27 protein-coding genes are annotated in these 20,537 nt (G+C 65.8%); 14 read left to right on the top strand and 13 right to left on the bottom strand.

Annotated features, from left to right (window positions below; all coding sequences use genetic code 11):
- The first annotated feature begins 30 nt into the window (after positions 1 to 30).
- On the top strand, positions 31 to 1,056 hold the full coding sequence (locus tag M3147_RS14695) for a helix-turn-helix domain-containing protein (protein WP_101966225.1): 1,026 nt from the start codon (positions 31 to 33) through the stop codon (positions 1,054 to 1,056).
- Positions 1,053 to 1,406 (top strand): hypothetical protein, encoded by a 354-nt coding sequence (locus M3147_RS14690; RefSeq protein ID WP_070708719.1) that lies wholly within the window; start codon positions 1,053 to 1,055, stop codon positions 1,404 to 1,406. The genes M3147_RS14695 and M3147_RS14690 overlap by 4 nt, the downstream gene beginning before the upstream one ends.
- On the opposite strand, the gene M3147_RS14685 is transcribed toward M3147_RS14690, so the two are convergent.
- Entirely contained in the window at positions 1,396 to 1,833 is a 438-nt protein-coding gene (locus tag M3147_RS14685; protein WP_020621643.1) for a MarR family winged helix-turn-helix transcriptional regulator, read from the bottom strand. The genes M3147_RS14690 and M3147_RS14685 overlap by 11 nt on opposite strands.
- A gap of 77 nt (positions 1,834 to 1,910) precedes the next feature.
- On the opposite strand from M3147_RS14685, the gene M3147_RS14680 reads away from it, so the two are divergent.
- The 6 genes from M3147_RS14680 (at position 1,911) to M3147_RS14655 (ending at position 6,542) form a co-directional block, all read left to right on the top strand.
- Complete coding sequence (locus M3147_RS14680) at positions 1,911 to 2,285, top strand: VOC family protein (RefSeq protein ID WP_251204187.1); 375 nt, start codon at positions 1,911 to 1,913, stop codon at positions 2,283 to 2,285.
- A 7-nt stretch (positions 2,286 to 2,292) separates the two neighbouring features.
- On the top strand, positions 2,293 to 3,156 hold the full coding sequence (locus M3147_RS14675) for a DNA-3-methyladenine glycosylase family protein (RefSeq protein WP_070708718.1): 864 nt from the start codon (positions 2,293 to 2,295) through the stop codon (positions 3,154 to 3,156).
- Positions 3,157 to 3,159: 3 nt separating this feature from the next.
- Positions 3,160 to 4,608 carry a cysteine--tRNA ligase gene (gene cysS, locus M3147_RS14670; protein WP_070708717.1) on the top strand — a complete coding sequence of 483 codons (1,449 nt, stop codon included), beginning with the start codon at positions 3,160 to 3,162 and terminating at the stop codon, positions 4,606 to 4,608.
- A 126-nt stretch (positions 4,609 to 4,734) separates the two neighbouring features.
- Complete coding sequence (msrB, locus tag M3147_RS14665; RefSeq protein ID WP_020625393.1) at positions 4,735 to 5,211, top strand: peptide-methionine (R)-S-oxide reductase MsrB; 477 nt, start codon at positions 4,735 to 4,737, stop codon at positions 5,209 to 5,211.
- Positions 5,208 to 5,771 (top strand): peptide-methionine (S)-S-oxide reductase MsrA, encoded by a 564-nt coding sequence (gene msrA, locus M3147_RS14660; RefSeq protein WP_020625394.1) that lies wholly within the window; start codon positions 5,208 to 5,210, stop codon positions 5,769 to 5,771. Before msrB ends, msrA begins: the two co-directional genes overlap by 4 nt.
- A gap of 84 nt (positions 5,772 to 5,855) precedes the next feature.
- On the top strand, positions 5,856 to 6,542 hold the full coding sequence (locus M3147_RS14655; protein ID WP_240739669.1) for an RraA family protein: 687 nt from the start codon (positions 5,856 to 5,858) through the stop codon (positions 6,540 to 6,542).
- 2 nt (positions 6,543 to 6,544) lie between these two features.
- On the opposite strand, the gene M3147_RS19565 is transcribed toward M3147_RS14655, so the two are convergent.
- A complete protein-coding gene (locus M3147_RS19565) occupies positions 6,545 to 7,300 on the bottom strand; it encodes a helix-turn-helix domain-containing protein (protein ID WP_175987530.1) in 756 nt (251 codons plus the stop codon).
- A complete protein-coding gene (locus M3147_RS14645) occupies positions 7,297 to 7,788 on the bottom strand; it encodes a hypothetical protein (RefSeq protein WP_251204186.1) in 492 nt (163 codons plus the stop codon). The genes M3147_RS19565 and M3147_RS14645 overlap by 4 nt, the downstream gene beginning before the upstream one ends.
- Before the next feature lie 400 nt (positions 7,789 to 8,188).
- Here M3147_RS14645 and M3147_RS14640 point away from each other — a divergent pair, with 400 nt between their 5' ends.
- Positions 8,189 to 8,827, top strand: a complete 639-nt coding sequence (locus tag M3147_RS14640) for a TetR/AcrR family transcriptional regulator (protein ID WP_043279902.1) — start codon at positions 8,189 to 8,191, stop codon at positions 8,825 to 8,827.
- On the opposite strand, the gene M3147_RS14635 is transcribed toward M3147_RS14640, so the two are convergent.
- The 3 genes from M3147_RS14635 to M3147_RS14625 are packed head-to-tail and all read right to left on the bottom strand — an operon-like array spanning position 8,797 to position 10,435.
- Positions 8,797 to 9,084 carry a DUF6510 family protein gene (locus M3147_RS14635; protein WP_043279909.1) on the bottom strand — a complete coding sequence of 96 codons (288 nt, stop codon included), beginning with the start codon at positions 9,082 to 9,084 and terminating at the stop codon, positions 8,797 to 8,799. The two genes, M3147_RS14640 and M3147_RS14635, sit on opposite strands and share 31 nt — an antisense overlap.
- Positions 9,084 to 9,842, bottom strand: coding sequence for a ferredoxin reductase (locus M3147_RS14630; protein WP_043279907.1), 759 nt, complete (start codon positions 9,840 to 9,842; stop codon positions 9,084 to 9,086). The genes M3147_RS14635 and M3147_RS14630 overlap by 1 nt, the downstream gene beginning before the upstream one ends.
- Positions 9,842 to 10,435 (bottom strand): molybdopterin-dependent oxidoreductase, encoded by a 594-nt coding sequence (locus M3147_RS14625; RefSeq protein WP_067115756.1) that lies wholly within the window; start codon positions 10,433 to 10,435, stop codon positions 9,842 to 9,844. The genes M3147_RS14630 and M3147_RS14625 overlap by 1 nt, the downstream gene beginning before the upstream one ends.
- 214 nt (positions 10,436 to 10,649) lie before the next feature.
- Here M3147_RS14625 and moaA point away from each other — a divergent pair, with 214 nt between their 5' ends.
- Both moaA and M3147_RS14615 read left to right on the top strand, forming a co-directional pair.
- Complete coding sequence (gene moaA, locus M3147_RS14620; RefSeq protein WP_043279905.1) at positions 10,650 to 11,708, top strand: GTP 3',8-cyclase MoaA; 1,059 nt, start codon at positions 10,650 to 10,652, stop codon at positions 11,706 to 11,708.
- Positions 11,709 to 11,710: 2 nt separating this feature from the next.
- Entirely contained in the window at positions 11,711 to 11,947 is a 237-nt protein-coding gene (locus M3147_RS14615; protein WP_020625377.1) for a MoaD/ThiS family protein, read from the top strand.
- Positions 11,948 to 12,069: 122 nt separating this feature from the next.
- Here M3147_RS14615 and M3147_RS14610 read toward each other — a convergent pair whose 3' ends face one another.
- The 6 genes from M3147_RS14610 to M3147_RS14585 all read right to left on the bottom strand — a co-directional run bounded on the left by M3147_RS14610 (position 12,070) and on the right by M3147_RS14585 (position 17,037).
- On the bottom strand, positions 12,070 to 12,450 hold the full coding sequence (locus M3147_RS14610; protein WP_070709081.1) for a hypothetical protein: 381 nt from the start codon (positions 12,448 to 12,450) through the stop codon (positions 12,070 to 12,072).
- 256 nt (positions 12,451 to 12,706) lie between these two features.
- Positions 12,707 to 13,210: a redoxin domain-containing protein gene (locus M3147_RS14605; RefSeq protein ID WP_020624684.1), complete on the bottom strand. Its 504-nt coding sequence runs from the start codon at positions 13,208 to 13,210 to the stop codon at positions 12,707 to 12,709.
- A 184-nt stretch (positions 13,211 to 13,394) separates the two neighbouring features.
- A complete protein-coding gene (locus tag M3147_RS14600; protein ID WP_020628091.1) occupies positions 13,395 to 13,808 on the bottom strand; it encodes a molybdenum cofactor biosynthesis protein MoaE in 414 nt (137 codons plus the stop codon).
- Positions 13,801 to 14,757, bottom strand: coding sequence for a bifunctional molybdenum cofactor biosynthesis protein MoaC/MoaB (moaCB, locus tag M3147_RS14595; RefSeq protein ID WP_043282516.1), 957 nt, complete (start codon positions 14,755 to 14,757; stop codon positions 13,801 to 13,803). Before moaCB ends, M3147_RS14600 begins: the two co-directional genes overlap by 8 nt.
- Complete coding sequence (locus M3147_RS14590) at positions 14,754 to 15,944, bottom strand: molybdopterin molybdotransferase MoeA (protein WP_043282517.1); 1,191 nt, start codon at positions 15,942 to 15,944, stop codon at positions 14,754 to 14,756. The genes moaCB and M3147_RS14590 overlap by 4 nt, the downstream gene beginning before the upstream one ends.
- A 1-nt stretch (position 15,945) precedes the next feature.
- Positions 15,946 to 17,037 (bottom strand): ThiF family adenylyltransferase, encoded by a 1,092-nt coding sequence (locus M3147_RS14585; protein WP_070709080.1) that lies wholly within the window; start codon positions 17,035 to 17,037, stop codon positions 15,946 to 15,948.
- Between the two features lie 284 nt (positions 17,038 to 17,321).
- Between M3147_RS14585 and modA the strand changes: the two genes are divergently transcribed.
- Genes modA through M3147_RS14570 form a run of 3 tightly spaced genes read left to right on the top strand, consistent with a single transcriptional unit; the run spans position 17,322 to position 19,517 of the window.
- Positions 17,322 to 17,999 carry a molybdate ABC transporter substrate-binding protein gene (modA, locus tag M3147_RS14580; protein WP_020622151.1) on the top strand — a complete coding sequence of 226 codons (678 nt, stop codon included), beginning with the start codon at positions 17,322 to 17,324 and terminating at the stop codon, positions 17,997 to 17,999.
- Positions 17,977 to 18,783 (top strand): ABC transporter permease, encoded by an 807-nt coding sequence (locus tag M3147_RS14575; protein WP_020622152.1) that lies wholly within the window; start codon positions 17,977 to 17,979, stop codon positions 18,781 to 18,783. Before modA ends, M3147_RS14575 begins: the two co-directional genes overlap by 23 nt.
- Positions 18,780 to 19,517, top strand: coding sequence for an ABC transporter ATP-binding protein (locus M3147_RS14570; RefSeq protein WP_020622153.1), 738 nt, complete (start codon positions 18,780 to 18,782; stop codon positions 19,515 to 19,517). The genes M3147_RS14575 and M3147_RS14570 overlap by 4 nt, the downstream gene beginning before the upstream one ends.
- Positions 19,518 to 20,121: 604 nt before the next feature.
- On the opposite strand, the gene M3147_RS14565 is transcribed toward M3147_RS14570, so the two are convergent.
- Positions 20,122 to 20,499 carry a winged helix-turn-helix transcriptional regulator gene (locus tag M3147_RS14565; RefSeq protein WP_020622155.1) on the bottom strand — a complete coding sequence of 126 codons (378 nt, stop codon included), beginning with the start codon at positions 20,497 to 20,499 and terminating at the stop codon, positions 20,122 to 20,124.
- Between the last annotated feature and the right edge of the window lie 38 nt (positions 20,500 to 20,537).

Below are 20,537 nucleotides of genomic sequence, written 5' to 3'. Positions count from 1 at the left end.
GGGAAGCCCGGAAGACCGGCGGAGGCTGTAATGATGCAGCAGACATGGGACTCGCGCAGCATCGATCCACGTGACCGCGTGGAGACGATCCGCACGATGCTCTGCGAGAACCTCGTCCAGACGGACCTGACTCTCGACCCGCAGGGCCGCGAGGCGCATGTGAACGTGTCCTACCAAGACATCGGGCAGCTGAGAGCGTTGTCCGTCAAGACGGTGCCCTCGCTGGCTGCCCTCGCTATGCGTCCCCAGCGGATGATCATGTCGGACGACGACGAGTCATTGTTCGTGGTCTTCCAGCGCGGCAACCGGTCGATGCTGCGCCGTGGCGATGACCAGACCGTGATGACCCCGGGCAGCATCGTCGTTTACCCGAGCACGAGCCCCTACGTCCACGCCTTCGACGAAGGAGTCATCGGGGACTTCTTCCGACTGCCGTTGGGTGTGGTGGGGTTGACGGCGGATCAGGTCGCTGAGGTCTCGGGTGTGGACCTGCAGGAGCGGACCTCGCTGGCGGCGCTGCTGCGGTCCGTGCTCGGGGGCGTGATGGACTCCGAACTCAGCCTTCGCGACGAGGTGGACGTGTTCGCGCCCGTCGCCGACCTGCTGAAAGTCACCCTGCTCAGCGCCCTCACTCCCGACCGCGCCACGACCCGGTATCCGCTGGCCGAGCAGATCGTCACCTACGTGCTCGACAACCTCACCGACCCCGGTCTCGGAGCCGCCCGGATCGCGAAGGACCTGCACGTGTCCGAGCGTCTGCTCTACGCAGAGATGTCCCGCGCGGACATCAGGCTCGCGCAGCTGATCCAGTCCCAGCGCCTGCGTCGCGTCCGCGACGCCCTGACCGCACCGGCCACCATCGACGTCCCCATCGGCATCCTCGCCCAACAGCACGGGTTCGTCTCCGCCAGCCACTTCAGCCGCATCTTCCGCGAAGAATTCGGCACCACACCCCGCCAATGGCGCAACAACACCACACCTCGCCCCGATGAGATCCAGGACGAGAGTCGACTGGATCTCCCGCAGCAGATCAGACCAGAGGAGACGTACGGATGAACGAGCCGCTGTCTGATCTCGCCGTCGTTGACGCGGAGGAAGTTCGAGCATCGGATATCCCTCGCGCGCTGACGGCCGCATCGATCCTGTACGAGGACGGGGCGACGCAGGCATTCGCCGAGAACGGCAAGACCGTGTATGTCGAGAACGGAAGACCCACGTTGGGGGAGTGGTACGTGGATGCAGAGGGGCAGTTCTGCTCCTTCTGGCCGCCGGACTACCGAGCGTGCTACGAACTGCGCTGGCTCGTCGAAGATGAGCGGATCACTGGTCTGCGCTTCCGCCGCGGCTCCTACACAGCCGTCGGCCGGTACCAGCTCCCCGGGCCTGACAATGCTGTCAAGGAATGAGCAGGGCGTCTCGGCAACGGGCCAGAAGCTCGTAAAGACGGGCGCGCTCCACCAGCTCGACCTCCATCGTCATGCGTTGAACAACCGAGGACACTTCCTCATGCGCGCGTTCGAGGAGGAGCTCTGCGGCGTCGTTCAGCACCACGCTCCGTTCTCGCCGGGGTCCAGGATCACTCGAGCGGGTCACCAGCCCCCGCTTCTCCAGTCCCTGGAGCAGCACGTTCATCGACTGACGGGACACGAACGCGCGTCGGGCGAGCTCGGAGCTCGTGATACCTGGCGTGTCCTGCAAGGCGGTCAAGCACGCGTACTGCGGCACACTCAGCGCGAGCGGGCGAAGCCGATCGTCCATTCGCTGGTTCAGGAGCGACTGCGTCTCCTTGATCAACACCCCCAACGACTCCGGGCTCCGGTCCAATGCATCCATGTCAATAGTTTGACACACACTCCACTGAGTGTCAGGATATTGACACTGGCGTTATTGAACAGAACAGGAGCTTGCTCATGGCAGCAACAACCACCGGCCCGGACTTCATCTCTTTCCAGGTGCGGGACCGCGCCGTCTCCGCGGAGTTCTACGACAAGCTCGTCGGACTCACACGGCTCCCAGACTCGAACCCGGCAGCGACCGTCTTCTCCGCAGAAGGAACCGCGTTCGCCGTCCGCGACCCGTTCCCGGGCGTGGATCTCGACGCGATCCCTCAGCTCGGCGCCGGCATCGGCGTCTGGTTCCACAACGATGACGCGGAACGCGTGCACGCACGACTCGTCGACGCGGGAGTGGCGATCGTGCAGGAACCGGTCGAGGGGCCGTTCGGCCTGCAGTTCTCGTTCCGAGACCCCGACGGCTACGTCGTCACCATCCACGCCCGCGCCTAACACCACCATGGCGCAGCACACCCTCTCGGTCCCAGTGCTCGGGCCGTGGTCGTTGCGCACCAGCAAGCGGTTCTGGGAAGAGTTCACCCCTACCGCGATCGAGTCCGGCGGCGACCCGGACGTCCTCTCCGCACGCTTTGTGAGCGAGCACGACTGGACGTCCGTATCCGCCCACGTCACCCAGAGCGGGGAGAGCGCCCAGATCGGTCTGTCCGGCCCGGGCGATCTGACCGCAGCCGCCGAGCAGGTGCGGCGCTTCCTCTCTCTCGATGTGGACGCGCGGGAATGGCCGGCCGTCGGCGATCGCGACCCGATCGTCGCCACCGCCCAAAGGGCGCTCCCCGGATATCGCCCGTGCGGCTTCCATTCCCCGTACGAAGCCGCAGCCTGGTGCGTCTTGTCGCAGCGCACCCGCGTCCCGGTCGCTGCCCGACTCCGCCGCGACCTTATCGTCGCGCACGGCAACGACGGGGTGTTTCCCGCGCCCGATGCGCTCATCCGCGCCATCGACGCCGAAGAACTAGACCTACCCGGTCGGAAGCCAGAGTATCTCCGAGCTGTCGCAGAGGCCGCACTCACCGGGCTGCTCAACGGTCCTCGGCTCCGAACGATGCCCGAAGAATCGGCTCGCCGCGACCTGCTCACGGTGACAGGCATCGGCCCGTTCGCCACGGACCTCATCCTTATCCGCGGCGCCAACGCCCAGGACATCCTTCCGCGCGCGGAACGCCGCCTCTACGCCGAGATCTCCTACCAGTACGGGCCCGACTCGGTGCTCGAGGAGGTCGCGGAACGCTGGCGCCCCTTCCGCTCCTGGGCCGCCGTCCACCTCCGTGCGCTCCGAGAGCAGCGCACCCGTGAGATGGGCTGATCGATGACGTTACGGCTCTTCGATAGTGGAACGTCATCGCTACGCACGTTCGCGCCCCTGCGACCGGGCCACGTCGGCATCTATCTGTGCGGTCCGACTGTTCAGGCTCCGCCGCACGTCGGTCATCTCCGATCCGCAGTGGTCTTCGACCAGCTGCGACGATGGCTCCAGATCGGCCACGAGCTCGACGTGACCCTGGTGCGAAACATCACCGACCTGGACGACAAGATTCTTGCCGCGAGCCAGACGGCGGGCGTTCCATGGTGGGCGTGGGCGGCTCGTCATGAGAGGGCGTTCGCCGACGCTTATCGCAAGATCGGTATCTTGCCGCCGACGATCGAGCCGCGCGCGACAGGGCACACCGCCGAGATGCTTACCTTCATCGACCGGCTGATCGCCCGGGGCCACGCGTACCGAGCGGGAGGGGAAGCGGGGGACGTCTACTTCGACGTCTCATCATGGCCCGGCTACGGGTCTTTGACCTCACAGGAGCACGGCACTCTCCGCGGAGACGAACATACCGATCAGGCAACAGAGAAACGTGACCCTCGCGACTTCGCGCTCTGGAAGTCGGCTCCCCCGGACGCGGGGGCCAGCGAGGAGATCGTTGCTCCTGCGGCATGGGCTTCGCCTTACGGGCCGGGACGCCCCGGATGGCATCTGAGCTGTTCGACAATGATTCTCCGCTACCTGGGAGAGAGCTTCGACATCCACGGTGGCGGGCTCGACCTGCGCTTTCCTCATCATGAGAACGAACAGGCGCAGTCCCGTGCCGCCGGATACGGATTCGCGCGCTACTGGATGCACAACGGCTGGGTCACGTCCGGCGGCGACAAGATCAGCAAATCCCTCGGCAACGCGACACCCCTCGACGAGCTACTGCAGCACATGCGTCCTCTCGACCTGCGCTACTACCTCGGATCGGCCCACTATCGGTCGAACCTGGAACTGACCGACTCCGCCCTGCGATCCGCCGCGGCGGCGATGCGCAGGATCGAAGACTTCATCACCCGGAGCGCCAACCACTCGAGGCGCGCGGCGGACGCGGACATGCTGCCGGTCGCATTCCGAAACGCCTTGGATGACGACCTCAACATCCCCATGGCACTCGCGGTCCTCCATGACGAAGTCAGGCGGGGCAACACCGCCCTCGCCCAGCACGACGCGCGGACCGGTGCCGACACGCTGGATGCGGTGCTCGCCATGACTGACGTCCTCGGCATCAACCCGCGCGACAGCCCGTGGGACGAATCAACGGCCACACCCCCGCGCGCCGAGCGCGCACTGGAGGCCCTGATCGCACAGGCGCTCGACCAGCGAGCCCAGGCACGTGCGGCCGGAGACTTCCGCACTGCAGACCGTATCCGTGACGAACTCGACGCCGCCGGGATCGTGCTCAACGACAGCCAGTCAGGTACGACATGGGGCTTCACCGAAGGCCATACCTCATAGCCCGGAACAACAACAGGAGGATTCTTGAAGTCACAGCCCACTCCCAGGCTCACGGGACCAAACCGCGTCACCCCGGCGTTATCAACAGTGACGCCGCAGCCAGCGGCGCCGAACAAGGAGGACATCGTGTCGCACGACTACAGCAAGACTTCTGAGGCCCTGAGCCGCCTCAACGACCAGCAGTACCGCGTCACCCAGAAGGACGGCACCGAGCCGGCCTTCCGCAACGAGTACTGGGACAACCACGAGGACGGCCTGTACGTGGACGTCGTCTCCGGACAGCCGCTGTTCTCATCCACCGACAAGTACGACAGCGGAACCGGATGGCCCAGCTTCACCAAGCCGGTCGTCGCTGACGCCGTTCACACGAAGACGGACCGATCCCTCTGGATGCCCCGCACCGAGGTCCGCTCTACCGGGGCGGACAGCCACCTCGGGCACGTCTTCGACGACGGCCCCGCGAACGCCGGCGGCCTGCGCTACTGCATGAACTCCGCCGCGCTGCGGTTCATCCCCGTCTCCGACCTGGAGGCCGAGGGGTATGGAGAGTTCCGCTCACTGTTCGAGACCACCACCACGACCACGAAGGAGCACGCATCATGACCAGTGGAATTCACGACACCGGAGAGGTCACCCGCACACCCGGCACCGAGACGGCCGTCCTGGCCGGCGGCTGCTTCTGGGGCGTGGACGAGCTCATCCGCAAGCAGCCGGGCGTGATCAGCACCCGCGCCGGATACACCGGCGGGCAGAACGATCACGCCACCTACCGCAACCACCCCGGCCACGCCGAGGCCGTGGAGATCGTCTTCGACCCATCGAAGACGACGTACCGGGACATCCTGGCGTTCTTCTTCCAGATCCACGACCCGTCGACCCTGAACCGTCAGGGCAACGACATCGGCACCAGCTACCGGTCGGCGATCTTCCCGCTCACCCCCGAGCAGGAGCAGGTCGCCAAGGAGACGATCGCCGACGTCGATGCCTCCGGTCTGTGGCCAGGATCGGCTGTCACCACGATCGAGCCCGCCGGCCCGTTCTGGGAGGCCGAGCCTGAGCACCAGGACTACCTCCAGCGGTATCCGAACGGCTACAACTGCCACTACCCTCGTGCCGGCTGGGTCCTGCCCCGCCGCATCCAGGCGACCGAGGCTTCCGTCTGACCATGTCCACGTGGGGGCGTGCCACCGCTGAGCCGGTGGCACGCCCCCGCGTCATCAGTGACGGAGGAATGATGCGGAACGACCGTGAACGAAGATGAAGACAACGCGGTGGAGCGACGTCGCGCAGCGTCAGCCGCAGTCCTCACATGCGCAGACCTGACCGATGCGCTCGGCCGGAAGCACCGTCACCGCGCCCATATCACCGGGCTCGTCAGCCCGGCACCCGAACGCATCCTGTTCGGGCGCGTCGCGACGATCTCCTTCTTCCCGACCTGCCACGCCATACTTGACCCGGAGGAATACACCTTCGGACGGCTGTTCCACCAGGCCGTCGACGGATCACCAGCCAATCCCGGCAACACGGTCCTCGTGATGGCCAGCAACGGCCACAGCTCGACGTCTCTCGCCGGTGGAACGAAGCTCTCCCGTGCGACCAACGTCGGCCTCGCCGGCGTCCTAACTGACGGACGCCTTCGCGACTTCGACGAACTGGCCGCGGAACCGTTCGCCGCATGGTGCTCGGGAGAGGCCGTCGCCTGGGGTGGAGCAGTGGTCACGCCGTTTCAGGCAAATATTCCCGTCGTCATCGAAGGAGTGGGCATCTATCCGGGCCAGTACATCTTCTGCGACTCATCGGGAGCCGTCGTCATCCCCGACAGCGACATCGACGAAGTGCTTGAGACCGCCCATCAGGTCCGTGCCGACGACAGCGCGTCCCGTGACCTGATCGCGCGGGAAGGTCGCAACGAAGGCTTGACGCGCGAGCGGTGACCTCACGGTCCCGGTGGTGTGGTGTTGTTGCGCCATTGGCGGGGTGTGGTGCCGAATTCTTCGCGGAAGATGCGGCTGAAGTGGCTGGCGGAGACGAATCCGTGCTGTTGGGCGAGGATGCCGATGGGGACGTCGATGGTGGCCGGTGCGGTCAGGGCGTCGCGGACGCGACGCAGGCGCTGGGACTGGATCAGCTGCGCGAGCCTGATGTCCGCGCGGGACATCTCTGCGTAGAGCAGACGCTCGGACACGTGCAGGTCCTTCGCGATCCGGGCGGCTCCGAGACCGGGGTCGGTGAGGTTGTCGAGCACGTAGGTGACGATCTGCTCGGCCAGCGGATACCGGGTCGTGGCGCGGTCGGGAGTGAGGGCGCTGAGCAGGGTGACTTTCAGCAGGTCGGCGACGGGCGCGAACACGTCCACCTCGTCGCGAAGGCTGAGTTTGGAGTCCATCACGCCCCCGAGCACGGACCGCAGCAGCGCCGCCAGCGAGGTCCGCTCCTGCAGGTCCACACCCGAGACCTCAGCGACCTGATCCGCCGTCAACCCCACCACACCCAACGGCACCTCGACAATCATGCGATCGGCATCCTCGGTGGGCATCGCGCTCTCCACCGTCGAGCGGGGGACAACGACGATGCTCCCGGGGGTCAGCTCGGTGTCCCGCCCCTGCAGCGACAGGACCGAGGCGTTCCGACGCTGGTAGATGACTAACAGGTAGTCCTCGCTGCGACCACGGGGAGAGCTGACCGTCGTCACAGGGCTGCTTCCTCGATCAGCTCATAGATGTTCGCCCGGCGGAGGTCGCTGGCGTGAAAGACGAGCCCGTCGCCCCGGTGCGGTGGCTGCTCCGCGACATGCCGCACGCACGCGGCGGCGAGATCTCGCTCGGTCGGCGACATCACCACGACTCCAATCACGGTCGTGTCCGCGCCGACGAGATTGGTGGCGCTCCTGCTCACCTCACCGACTACGCCCGTCGCCAACCTGTGTACTCGGGCCCGAGACATCGTGCCGGCACCGTCGAACGCCACCACCACCGTTCCGGGCCGAACGATGTGCAGCGCGGCGGTCACCTCATGCTCGATACGCGAGGCCAACGCCCGTCGAGCCCGGATGCCCAGGCCCCTACGAAACCGATAGGCCGCCACGACCAGGCGCTCGTCCTCAGCCACCCGCTCCGCAAGAGGCGAGGGAACGAGCATCAGAAACTCTTGCGCGTCACCGAGCTTGACCGGCAGGTCCACCGAACGCCCCTCTCCTGCGGAGCGCGCAACGTTCTCGACGGGCGCGCGTGGGCAGCCGCACCGAGCCCTCGGCTCGGACTTTCTCGCGCACACGGAAGATCCGTGAGCCGCGTGGCTTCCCGCACATCATGACCACTAGCCTACGACGACAGAAAAGGACTCGCCAGACCAAAGTATGAGCGGGACGTCGATTGACGAGAGGTGTCGCAGGTCTGAAAAGCAGGACGCTTGGATCGCCATAGGTGTTTCGGATCGACTTGGATAAGGACTCCGAGGTCCATTATTGTGAAGGTGTGAGATGCGAGCGTCCCGCTCCGCTGGACTTCACTGGGCCGGCCGGGCCGGCATCGCGTGACGGACGACTTCGAGTCCTGCGGACGGAGGAGACTACCCTGGAGGCGTGACTGCCGACGGAACGAGTGCGCGCCGGTTGACGCCGAAAGGGGCGGCAACGAGGGCGCGTATCGTCGACGCAGCGAACCAGTTGATGTATGAGCGAGGCGTTGCGGCGACGACCCTCGCCGACGTCCGAGCCGCCAGCGCGACATCGAAGTCTCAGGTTTATCAGCACTTCGCCGACAAGGACGCACTCGTGAAGGAAGTCATCGAGACCCGGGCGGAGGACGTCCTGACGCAGCAGCGCCGGCGCCTTCGACGCGTGGAATCCCTACGCGGGTTCGAGCTGTGGCGGGATGAACTCGTCGAACGCAACGCGCTACGCGACGGCGCGTACGGGTGCCCGCTCGGGTCTCTGGCGAACGAGATCGCAGACCACAATGAGGATGCCCGCCGGGCGATCGCTGCCCACTTCGATGATTGGCTGGAGATGCTGATCGATGCCGTGGAGAGGCTGAAGACACGCAGCGTGTTGCGCAGCGATGCGGACTCGCGAGCGCTTGCCATTGGGCTGCTATCGGCACTGCAGGGAGGTTATCTTCTGGCGAAGGCGAGTCGAGATGTTTATCCGATGCGTGCCGCTCTCGACATGGCTATCGCACAGCTCAGGGCCTACGCGACTGAGACCGACTCCTCAGCCTGATCCCGCCTCATCGCGAACGCGGTCATCCCCGCGAAGCTGAGGAAGAGGCGTTCACCGGCGTCGATGATCGTCGCCAGCACGTGGCTGCACGTCTTGCAGCGTACGACCAGCCCCGGGGCGTCCGGATACACGATTGCCTCGCCAAGGGGCGCGACGCGCCCGCAGCCTCCGCACCGTCCTTCGATCATCGTTGCATCGGGCACGAGAAAATCCGCGAGAGTCCCGGCGAGGATGTTCCCGTCGAGGTGGCTGGTCATCATAGGCCTCCGAATCGTTCGGTGAGGATGTCTTGCGGCGCATGGCCGAGCTTCACGAGCCACGGCGCGACGGCTTCGACGAAGCCTGTCGAACCGCACACGAAAATGCGTGGGCGGTCTTCCGGAGGGAGCGTCCGCGCCGCGATAGTCGACTCTGTGAGCCGTCCGACCGGATCTTGCCACCCAGCTGGCGCTCGTCGCGTGTACACGAGGTCGATCGCGAACGACCCGTCCGACAGCTCGAGGAACTCCTGGTGGAAGTAGACGTCCTCCGGGGTGCGCACCGAGTACAGCAGCCGGAACGGAACGGGATCGGATGCGGCCGCATGAGACGCCGCCATCGCGTAGAGGGGCACGACACCTGACCCGCCGGCGATGAGCTGCACGGGGCGCTGGCTCTGTCCCGGGCGCCAGAGGAAGAACGATCCCAGCGGTCCGTGGACCTCGAGCTGGTCACCGACGCGCAGTTCACGGACGAGGAACGGAGACACCTCGCCATCGGGCAGCTCATCGACCGCAAGGACGATCGTTCCGCCCGTCTCGGAGGATGCGATCGAATACGAACGTGTCGCCTGGTAGCCGTCCGGAGCGGTCAGTCGCAGATCGAGATGGCTGCCCGCCTCGCTCCCCGGCCACCCCGGGACATCGAGCACCAGCCGAACCGCAGTCGGCGTCTCTGGACGCACCTCCGAAACCGTGGCGACGAACCACGACGGCCTCACGCGGGGGCGAAGCGGAGCGAGCCGGGTCTGCTCCATCACCAGTAGCGTTCTTCCTTCCACGGATCACCGTAGATGTGATAGCCGCTCTGCTCCCAGAACCCAGGGTCGTTCGTCGGCATCATCGTCAATGCCCGGACCCACTTCGCGCTCTTCCAGAAGTACAGATGCGGGATCAGGAGACGTGCCGGCCCGCCGTGTTCTGCGTCGAGCGGTGCGCCTTCGGCCTCGGTCGCGATCCAGGCCTTGCCATCCAGGAGATCCTCAAGCGGCACATTCGTGGTGTAGCCGCCGTAGGAGTGCGCCATGACGTAGTCATGGGATGTCTCGACGTTCTCGAACAGCTTGTCCAGGCTCACCCCGCGCCAGGCCATGTCGAGCTTGGACCAGTGCGTGACGCAGTGGATGTCGACCGTGATGTCCTCGGCACCGAGCGCCAGGAACTGCTCCCAGTTCCAGTGATGCTCGGTACCGGTTTCATCGAGGATGGCGAAATCCCACGTCTCGGTATCGACATAGGGGGTGGGACCGGCGGTGAGCACCGGCCAGTTGTCGAACAGCGTCTGTCCCGGAGGGAGCTGATCATCGGGTCCACGCCGGCGTCCCGCGAATCCGCGAGTAGTGAACGACATACATCGCCCCTTCCGTCTTCTCTGGCTGTACACCACCGACGATATTGCGGGAGCTCTCTCGCTGATCGCCTGGTCCTGCGCGGAACTTGCCCATGACTGCAGGTGATGAGTCCCCGGCGTGAAAACGGGCCACTGTGCCGACCACACTGTGGAACAGGACGCCCCACCGGGCGACCTCGCCCCCCCCGCAAGCATCGAGAAGAAGTCTGTGACCATGTGCCCTGTTGCGCTCGGCATGCCGACCGTTCGCCATCGCGCGCGCTCGACGGTCGGCCGACCCGAGACACCGTTTCTCGTGGACAGGTTCGGGCGCATCGCGCGAGACCTGCGCGTATCGATCACAAGCGCCTGCTCACTGCGTTGCACATACTGCATGCCGGCGGAAGGCCTGCCCATCGTCCCTCGCGGGGAGTTGCTGACTCCGGAAGAGATCGCGCGTCTGGTCACCATAGCCGTCCACGATCTCGGAGTCCGTGAGGTGCGCTTTACCGGCGGCGAGCCGCTTACGCGACCTGATCTGGTCGAGATCGTGCGCCAGACGACGACAGCCGTGCCCGGCCTGCCGGTGTCGATGACGACCAATGGGATCGGCCTCGACCGCAAGGCGCCGCAGCTTGTGGAGGCTGGACTGACGCGGATCAACGTGTCGCTGGACACGATCGACCGCGAGCATTTCGCCGCTGTCACCCGACGCGATCGCCTGCCTGCCGTGCTCAGGGGGATCGAGGCGGCACAGCACGCAGGGCTCAGCCCGATCAAGATCAACGCGGTGGCGCTGCGCGAGACCCTCGCGGATGCGCCCGACCTGCTGGCGTGGGCGCTTGCCAACGGCGTGCGGTTGCGGTTCATCGAACAGATGCCGCTGGATGCAGATCAGACATGGCGCAGAGACCACCTCGTCTCCGCCGAAGAACTTCTGTCTGTGCTCGGACGCCGATACCGGCTGACCCCGGCCGGGCGTGAAGACCCGTCCGCTCCCGCAGAGGAGTGGCTCGTCGACGGAGGCCCGGCCACCGTCGGCATCATCGGGTCCGTCACACGCAGCTTCTGCGACGCGTGCGACCGAACCAGGCTGACAGCCGAAGGCTCGGTACGTTCCTGTCTGTTCGGAGACGACGAGACAGACCTGCGCACGATGCTGCGAAGTGGAGCAGACGATGCCGCTATCGCCGACGCCTGGCGGGCGACGATGTGGGACAAACAGGCTGGGCACGGGATGGAAGAGAAGAGCTTTCGTCGACCGGCCCGTTCCATGGGAGCGATCGGAGGCTGACGATGTCACGCATACTCGTCCGATACTTCGCAGCCGCCGCTGAAGCGGCTGGCTGCGAAGAAGAGCACGTCGAGGCGACGACCCTCGGAGAGGCGAAGGACGCGCTCCTCACAGCTCACCCGGCACTCGAGCCGGTGATCGCAAAGGGGACATTCCTCGTCGACGGCATCGCCTCACGCGATCCCGCGCGACCGGTCTCCGCGCAGGTGGACGTGCTGCCCCCGTTCTCCGGCGGCTGAGCCAAACCACAAGCGGCTGAGGTCCGATCCACCGCGGGGGTCCACGTGTCGTGAACTGCATTCGTCTCCTGCGCTGCCATCCTCTTACGTGAGACGACCGCGGTGCTGCCCAGATCCTTGTCTCAGCAGGAATCGAAGTACAAGCGTTGGGGATGCATGCTGTCGCTCACCTCGTACACGGCATCGGATGATTCGCGTGGAATGTCCTCGCGCATGTAGCGGAGATGCCGTTCATGGGTGTCTGGGTGCGCCGGCTCACCGCCGTCGAGGAAGACGGTGAAGTGCCACGCCGAGCGCAGGCTAGAGCGCAGCAGTGACCAACCGTCGACAATCAGCATCCTGTCCTCAGGCGCGGCAGCGAGCTCGCTCTCAGGTCCGTTGTGGCGGAACATGCGCAGTATGGTTCGGACGGCGTCATCGTCCGTGAACGGGGCCGCGCTGAGACGAGTCGCGTGACGTCCCACTGCACGCAGCGCTGCCGCCAGGGCGTCGGCGAAGTGCATGCGGGCTGCAGCGTCCACGCCGTCGATGGCGACGAGTATCCGGCCGCGTGGGTTTCTGCTGAGGACCTCCTGAGCGAGCTCCTCCCAGACGGCTGTCCCAGTGGCACCTGAGGCGTTCGGAGACGAGGTCAACGTCGCTTCTCCGGCGGAACGATCAAGAGAGGATGTGTCTGCATCCTGTTCTGGTTGCGCACATCCTTGCCGACTGCTCTCGCAGCGGTCTGCATCCGCGCTCTCGAGATGGCATCGATGGTTTTCATCGGTCTGCCCGCTTCCGATTCGCATCCGCATGCTGAGGCAACTCCCGGATGAGTTCGAGGACATCGTCGGGAACGAGTTGTCCCAACGTTCCGCAGGAGTACACGCTGATCACGACCGTCCCATCGGGATCCAGCACGAATCCGGTCGTCTGCAACTGCGGCGGGTCCACGGTGACGAACGCTCCGGTCGCGGCCGCGATCTGCCCCACATCGGTGCTGTGTCCGATCGGAAAAGTCAGCCCATAGCGCGCCACGAGCTCCGCGGTTATCGGCTCCTCGTCCGCAGTCACCGCGACGACAGCGATACCCGCGGCGGACAAGCGTCGTAGGCCGCGCTGGAACGCACGCAGCTGCTCCACGCAAGGCCGGCAGCCTGCCCCGCGAGAGAAGAGAACCACGCCGTACTGCCCGGCGAATACGGCCGGGATCGTTCGGCGTGTGCCTCCCACCTCGACCAGCTCGAGGGCGGGGAACGCATCACCACCACGCAGCAACGACATCAGAGGCTCGCAAGAACGGTCCGAGCGGCCGCATCGGTGGGTGCGACGCGGGCGGCTTCTGACGGGGGAAGTCGGTTGCCATGAAAGTTGTGTGCTTCAGTCTCAATGCCAGTCATCTGGCGCCTCTTTCCTCGGTGATTGCACCATCGTTCACCCGGCGGGTTCGCTAGGTCGTGCGGTGTATCTACAACCCCACCCACTCCGATCTGCCGTCGGTGAAGTGCTGGTGCTTCCAGATCGGAACCTCTGCCTTGATCGCGTCGACGAGGTTCCCGCAGACGGCGAACGCCTCTGCCCGGTGCGGGGCGGCGACGACCGTGACCAGTGCGACGTCGCCGATCTCGAGGTGACCGATGCGGTGAGCGGCGACGACATCGCAGTCCGTGGTTTGAGCGATCCTCGTGCACACGTCGATGAGGATTCGTTCCGCGTCGGGGTGCGCCTCGTAGTCGAGAGAGCCGACGTCCTCTCCGTGATCATGGTCGCGCACGATGCCTTCGAAGGTGACCACCGCCCCGTTCTTCCTACTGCGTATCCGTGTTTCCAGCTGCGTCTTGTCCAGCGGAGCAGCGGTGACGAAACCGATCGGGTCAGGCATGTCCGCCGCCGGCCAGCTGGTCGTGCAGGTGTGGCAAGAGCGGCTCCAGTGCGATGAGGCCGTCTTCCACGCCGCGTGGCGATCCAGGCAGGTTGATGACGATCGTGCGTCCGGCGATCCCTGCAAGCGCCCTGCTGAGCGAGGCTGTCGGCGTCGCCGCGCGGCCCGCTGCACGGATGGCCTCGGCGATGCCGGGAAGTGCTCTCTCGATCACAGCGCTCGTCGCCTCGGGGGTGCGGTCCTCGGGATGCACCCCGGTGCCGCCGGTCGTGACGATCAATACCGGCTCGCTGGTGAGAGCATCCGTGAGCGCCTGATAGATATCCGCGTCAGCGACAACGACGGGCTCGTCTGGCTGATACCCGTGGTCGCGAAGCCAGCCTGCGATTGCCGGACCGGTGAGATCCTCGCGCGTACCGGCCGCGGTGCTCGTTGAGGAGACGATCACGACCGCCTGTCCGTGGTCTGCGGGCACGGATGCGCCTGCAACCCAGTGCCCGCGCTTTCCTCCGGTCTTCTCGATGAGGTGGATGTCTCCGAGCACGGCGGCCGGATCGACGGACTTGATCATGTCGTGCAGAGCGAGACCGGCGATGGCGACGGCGGTGAGGGCTTCCATCTCGGCCCCAGTCTTCGCCGTCGCTGCGACCGTGGCCCGGATCTCCACCGATGAGGTGCTGAGCTCGAAGTCCACGGTGACGGACTCCAGGGGCAATGTGTGCGCGAGGGGTACAAGTTCGCTGGTGCGCTTGGCGCCCTGGATGCCCGCGACCCGCGCTGTCGGGAGCGCGTCTGCTTTGCGCAGCTGGTTGGCGGCGAGCAGTTCCAGCACCGCCGGTGTCGTGTCGAGGCGGCCGGTCGCGATCGCCGTGCGCCGAGTGATCGCCTTCCCGCCGATGTCGATCATCCGCGATCGGCCGTGATCGTCGAGGTGCGGCAGTTCGTTCATAGATTCCAGGTCTCCACGCGTGTCCCGATGTCGAGGGTGACGGCATCGATCGGGACATCGATGAGCATGTCGGATGCCGCCATGGCGGCGACAAGGTGCGAGGAAGGGCCGCCAACCGGTGCCACCCGGCCTCCAGGCAACCCCACACCACGGCGGAACTGCCGTTTCCCGGCGACAGAGGTGAGGGGCTCGGCCAGGGTCCGCGGCTCGGGCTGTCGCGCGTGCAGTCCTGCTGCCTCACGGAGGACCGGCTCGATGAAGAGCATGAACGACAGCTGGGCGGACACGGGATTGCCTGGGAAGCACACCATGGGAACGCCTTTGTAGATGGCAGTGGCTTGGGGGCCGCCCGGCTGCATCGCGAGAGTATCGACGTGCGCCCCGAGCGGCTCCAGAAGCTCCCTCACGACTTCGTAGTTGCCTGCCGAGATGCCCCCGCTGGTGAGCAAGATCTCGGCTCCCGCCGCACACGACGCGTCGAGAGCGCGCGCGAACGCGGCCGTGTCATCGACGACACGATGCTCATCGACCAAGAGGGCGTCGGCGGTTCGTACCGCTGCGGCGAGTGCGGGGCCGTTGGCGTCGTAGATCTGGCCGGGAGCCAGAAGCTCACCGGGAGCGGCCAGCTCGCTTCCGGTCGAGATCACTGCGACACGTACCTGTGAGCGAACGGGGACGGACGCCACTCCCGCAGCTGCGAGCGCCGCCAGGTGGCGAGGAGCGAGCCGGAATCCATCAGACAACAGAGGCTCACCGACCGCGAGGTCAGAGCCGGCTTCACGCACGAACTCTCCGACGTCCGGCTTCCGCGTGAACGTCACTGTCGTTCCCTGGACGGTGGCGTGTTCGACAGGGACGACCGCATCGGCGTCGTCGGGGATCGGCGCACCGGTCATGACCCGGACGGTATGGCCAGGGCGAAGCGGCCCAGGTGTGCCAGGAGCAGCGGGGATCGCACCGCGCAGCGGCAGACTGCTTGGCGTCCGCGCGAGGTCAACCGTACGGACGGCGAAGCCGTCCATCTGTGAGTTCCGGAACGGGGGCAGATCTATCGGAGTCCGTATGGGGTGGGCAAGCACCCGATCTAGCGCGTCAGACAGGGCGACCTGCTCGACGGGGCGCTGGCTCACGGCGTTCAGGAGGGTGCGGACTCGGGCCGTGTGCTCAGCGACCGATGTGCGGGGCATGTCAGTACCTGCTCGCCGTGGGGTCGATGCGGACAGCCCAGGCATCGATGCCTCCGGTGAGGTGCCGCACATCGGAGAATCCGAGTTGGAGGAGCTGATCGAGCGCTTGGCGTGAGCGTGTGCCGCGGTGGCAGTACAGCACGATGGGGTGACCGGTGTCGAGTTCTGGTGCCCGGCGAGGGAGTTCGGTCAAGGGGATCAGCACGTTTCCCGGGATCGCTGCGATGTCGGCCTCCCACGGTTCGCGTACGTCGATCAGCAGCGGCGGGAAGGAAGCTGTGAGCAGGTCGCGCAGTTCCTCGGGCGAGACGGCGTTCTGATCGTCGGATGACAGCGGAGTGGTCTCGATGTTCTGCGCTGCGGCACGGGCGGACTCGTCGCGCCGGTAGGCGATCTCGCGGGTGCGGCCGGTGCGTGCGTCGTACGCGGCGACCCGGCCGATCAACGGCTCTCCGATGCCGGTGAGGAGCTTGAGTGCCTCGGTCGCCATGAACGCCCCGATGACGGCGCATACGCTCGGCAGCACGCCGATCATGTCGCAGGTGTCCGCACTGGAGTCCGGACCATGCGGGAACAAGTCGCGGTAGTCGGTGCCTCTGGCATCCCATGCCACGCCTGCTTGGCCGGCGTACCCCAGTGCTGACCCCCACACGAGCGGAATGCCGCGTTCGGCAGCAACACGGTCTGCCAGCATCACTGTTGCCGGGTTGTCGCTGGCATCGACGAGCACGTCCACACCGTGCAGCAGACCCTCGGCTGTCACGGCGTCGAAACGCCCCTCGACGGCGCGGAGCTCAGCATCAGGAGCGAGCGACGCGAGCCTTATGGTGGCTGAGACCGCTTTGCTGCGACCGATGTCGCCGGGCGTGTGCATCGTCTGCCGGTGCAGGTTCGATTCGGCGACAGTGTCGTCATCGACGATCGTGAGGCTGCCGACGCCTGCGGCAGCAAGGACCGGCAACAGGGTGCTGGCCAGCCCACCCGCGCCGATCACGAGCACATGCGCTCTCGAAAGACGCTCCTGAGCGGGAACGCCGAAGCCCGTGAGGACGCGCTGCCTCTGAAAGGTCGGAGAGAGCGGATTGACCGGCATGCCTTCAGGCTAGGGAGCCGGTCCCAGCGGGTGAGGTCGGAAGCGGCGAGACAGCAGAGAGCAGACAAAGCCCAGCAGTCGCAGGCCATTCTCACGACCTCGGCTACGGGAGGCTTGAGACAGGTCGGCAACTTCGTTCGCCTGACCGACCGTCTTTCAGAGGAGTTCCTGTCGTGCGTGCCCCCTCCCTCCTTGCGGCAGCCGCAGCGCTCCTTCTGCTCGCTGGATGCTCATCGCCCGGCACGGGAAGCGACGAATCGGATGTCGGGGCAAGCAAGGACGACATGACCTCCGGAACGGTGACAGTGTTGGCCGCAGCCTCCTTGACCGACGTGATCGACGTCCTCGCCGAGAGGTTCGAGGACGCGAACGCAGATGTCGACGTGGTCGCCAGCTATGGCGGATCGTCGGCGCTCGCCGAGCAGATCGTCTCCGGTGCCCCGGTGGACGTGTTCTTCTCAGCGAATGAGGCGACGATGCAGTCTGTTGTCGACGCAGGCCTGGCCGCCGATCCGGAAGTGCTCGTCACGAACACGCTGCAGATCGCGGTTCCCGCCGGGAACCCTGCAGGGATCACCGGTCTCGCCGACTTCGCACGGCCTGAGCTGACAATCGCATTGTGCGACACCGCGGTGCCGTGTGGAGCCGCAGCGCAGTCCCTGCTCGACCTTGCTGGTGTTCAGGCCCAACCGGACACACTTGAGGAGGACGTGCGTGCCGCACTGACGAAAGTCTCTCTGGGTGAGGCCGACGCCGCACTGGTCTACGTGACCGACGTCGTCGCAGCAGGGAGCGCGGTGGAAGGCATCGATGTGCCTGAGGCGCAGCAGGTGATCAACAACTATCCGGTCGCCCTTCTTGCCGAGGCACCGAACCCCGACGCAGGACAGGCGTTCATCGACTACCTCCGCTCCGATGAGGCACGTCAGGTCTTCGAGCATGCAGGCTTCGCGGCCCCGTGAACGCCGGCAGCCGGTCATCCTCGCCCTCGGGGTGATCGGTCTCGCGCTGCTCGTTCTCCCGCTGCTCGGACTCATCCTGCGTGCACCATGGGGCCAGCTGGGCGAACTCTTCGTTCGGCAAGAGGTACTGCAGGCGCTCGGGCTCTCGTTACTCACAGCGACGTTATCTACCGGCCTGAGTCTCATCCTCGGTATCCCGCTAGCCGTCCTGCTGAGCCATTCCGTTCACTGGAAGGTCCTGCCGCGCCGCCTCTTGCGGGCGGCGATCACTATCCCGCTGGTACTGCCTCCCGTTGTCGGCGGCATTGCGTTGCTTCTCCTGCTGGGACGGCGAGGCATCCTCGGGCAATGGCTCACGCAGGTCGGCATCACTATTCCTTTCACCACCGGTGCCGTTGTGCTCGCGCAAACCTTCGTCGCGATGCCCTTCCTCGTCTTCGCCGTCGAAGGCGCGCTGCGATCAGCGGACCGCCGCAGCGAACTAGCCGCCGCCTCCCTGGGCGCCAGCCCGTGGCAGATCTTCCGCCTCGTGACGGTTCCGCTGACCGCGCCTGGAATCGCCGCGGGCGCCGTGCTGTGCTTCGCCCGCGCGCTCGGCGAGTTCGGCGCGACTATCACGTTCGCCGGCTCCTTCCCCGGCGTGACGCGCACACTCCCGATCGCGTCGTACCTCGCGATGAACTCGGACCCCGACACCGCGATCGCCCTCGCACTCGTCCTGCTCGCGGTATCACTGGGTGTGCTCCTCGCACTCCGCGACCGATGGCTGCCAGGCACCGCATGACCTTCGAGCTCACCGTCTCCGCACGTATCCCACGCCCCGCCTTCGACGTAGTCGTGGAGCTGAAAGCGGATCCCGGAAGTGTGCTCGCCGTCGTCGGACCGAACGGTGCCGGAAAGTCCAGCGCCATCGCGGCGATCGCAGGCTTCACCGAGTCCCACGGCACGATTCGACTGGGGGACAAGGATCTGGCCGGTCTTCCTGCTGACCAGCGAAGGATCGGCGTCATGTTCCAAGACCTGCTCCTCTTCCCTCACCTCACGGTGCGCGAGAACGTCGCCTTCTCAGCCAAAGTCCGCGGTGGGCGTTGGTCCGCCGCCCGGCGCAGCGCAGACCCCTGGCTGTCTCGCTTCGGAATGGCGGACCTGGCAGAGAGATACCCCAGTGCACTCTCCGGCGGGCAAGCTCAGCGTGTAGCGCTAGCCCGTGCCCTCGCATCCGAGCCGAAGGCACTGCTCCTCGACGAGCCGCTCGCGGCGCTGGACGTGGAGTTCCGGGATGAAGTGCGTGCCGACCTCGGTCTGCGTCTCCGCCAGTTCGCCGGTCCGACGATCCTCGTCACACATGACCGTGAAGACGTCGAGGTGCTCGCTGACGAGGTGATCGTCCTTGAGGCAGGGCGCATCACGCAGCGAGGAAGCCTCGCCGATCTGGCACGAAATCCTGCGACCGCATGGATTGCCCGCTTCACAGGTGCCCAGGGAAGAAGGGACGCAGACGATGTCAGGTACGGATGATGACTTCCTCTTGGGGCTCGCCGGAGTATCGGGAACGATGCTCGGCACGTTCATCGTGGGCGTGTTCTTCTACATCGACTCGGAGATGCACCGCCGACTCGCAGCGTCGGAGGCTGCGGACCGGTATCTCCGTTCGTCGGTCCGCTGGGTCTTCACCGCCTACTCCATTCCGCTCCTTGTTCCGCTCGTGCTCGCGTCGCTTGATCCGCTCTGGGGCGCGCTGAGCTTCATCGTCCTCGGCATCCTCCTGGTAGCGATGACAGTGGAAACAGGACGTCGTATCCTCGCGAGGGGCGGGTCCGGCTCCTCACGCGCTCTATTCGTGAACGAATGGCTCTCGAGCGCCGGCATCGTCATCGCCATGGTCCTGCCATGGACATTGGGAGGCTGGGTGCCCGATCCGACTGAGTTCGTCCCCTCGCTGCTCATCCTTCTCGCGTGCGGCTTCGCGAGCACAGCGGCGCTGGTCATGACGCAGTTCGACGCGACGATGGGCATGGTGGACGCCGTCATGGGAGACAGAGAAGGCGCAAAGCCTGAACATCCGACACAGAGAGCTGAGCCGCGCTCTTGCTTGGTCGCGAGGGGAAAGATGTCCCGACGTCTACTGTTCGTCTTCGTCGAAGGCGATGCGTGCGCGTTCAATGTTCGGCAGTTGCTCATCTGCCCAGGCGACGAGCGCGTCAATCGGCCCGCGCAACGTTTTGCCCAAGGCGGTGATCCCGTACTCGACGGCCACCGGCCGCGTGCTGATGACTCGGCGTTGCACGACTCCGTTTCGCTCCAGCCGACGCAACGTCGCCGTGAGGGACTTCTGCGTCACTCCCGGAATCGCACGCCGTAACTCGTTGAACCGACAGGGTCGCTCGCACAGTTCGTTGAGCACGCTGAGTGACCACTTGTCGAGCACCTGGTCGAGCAGCTCGCGATGCGGCGTCGCGATACGCAGCTCGCTTTCGCATACGGCGTCGGTATCGGCCATGAAACCAGGTCTCCTTGAAGTGTCCTTCAACTACCAAG

Origin of the sequence: Agromyces mediolanus (assembly GCF_023715325.1) — a bacterium.
GTDB lineage: Bacteria > Actinomycetota > Actinomycetes > Actinomycetales > Microbacteriaceae > Agromyces > Agromyces mediolanus_A.
Note: the sequence above shows the minus strand (reverse complement) of the source record. Positions and strands in the feature narration are given on the sequence as shown.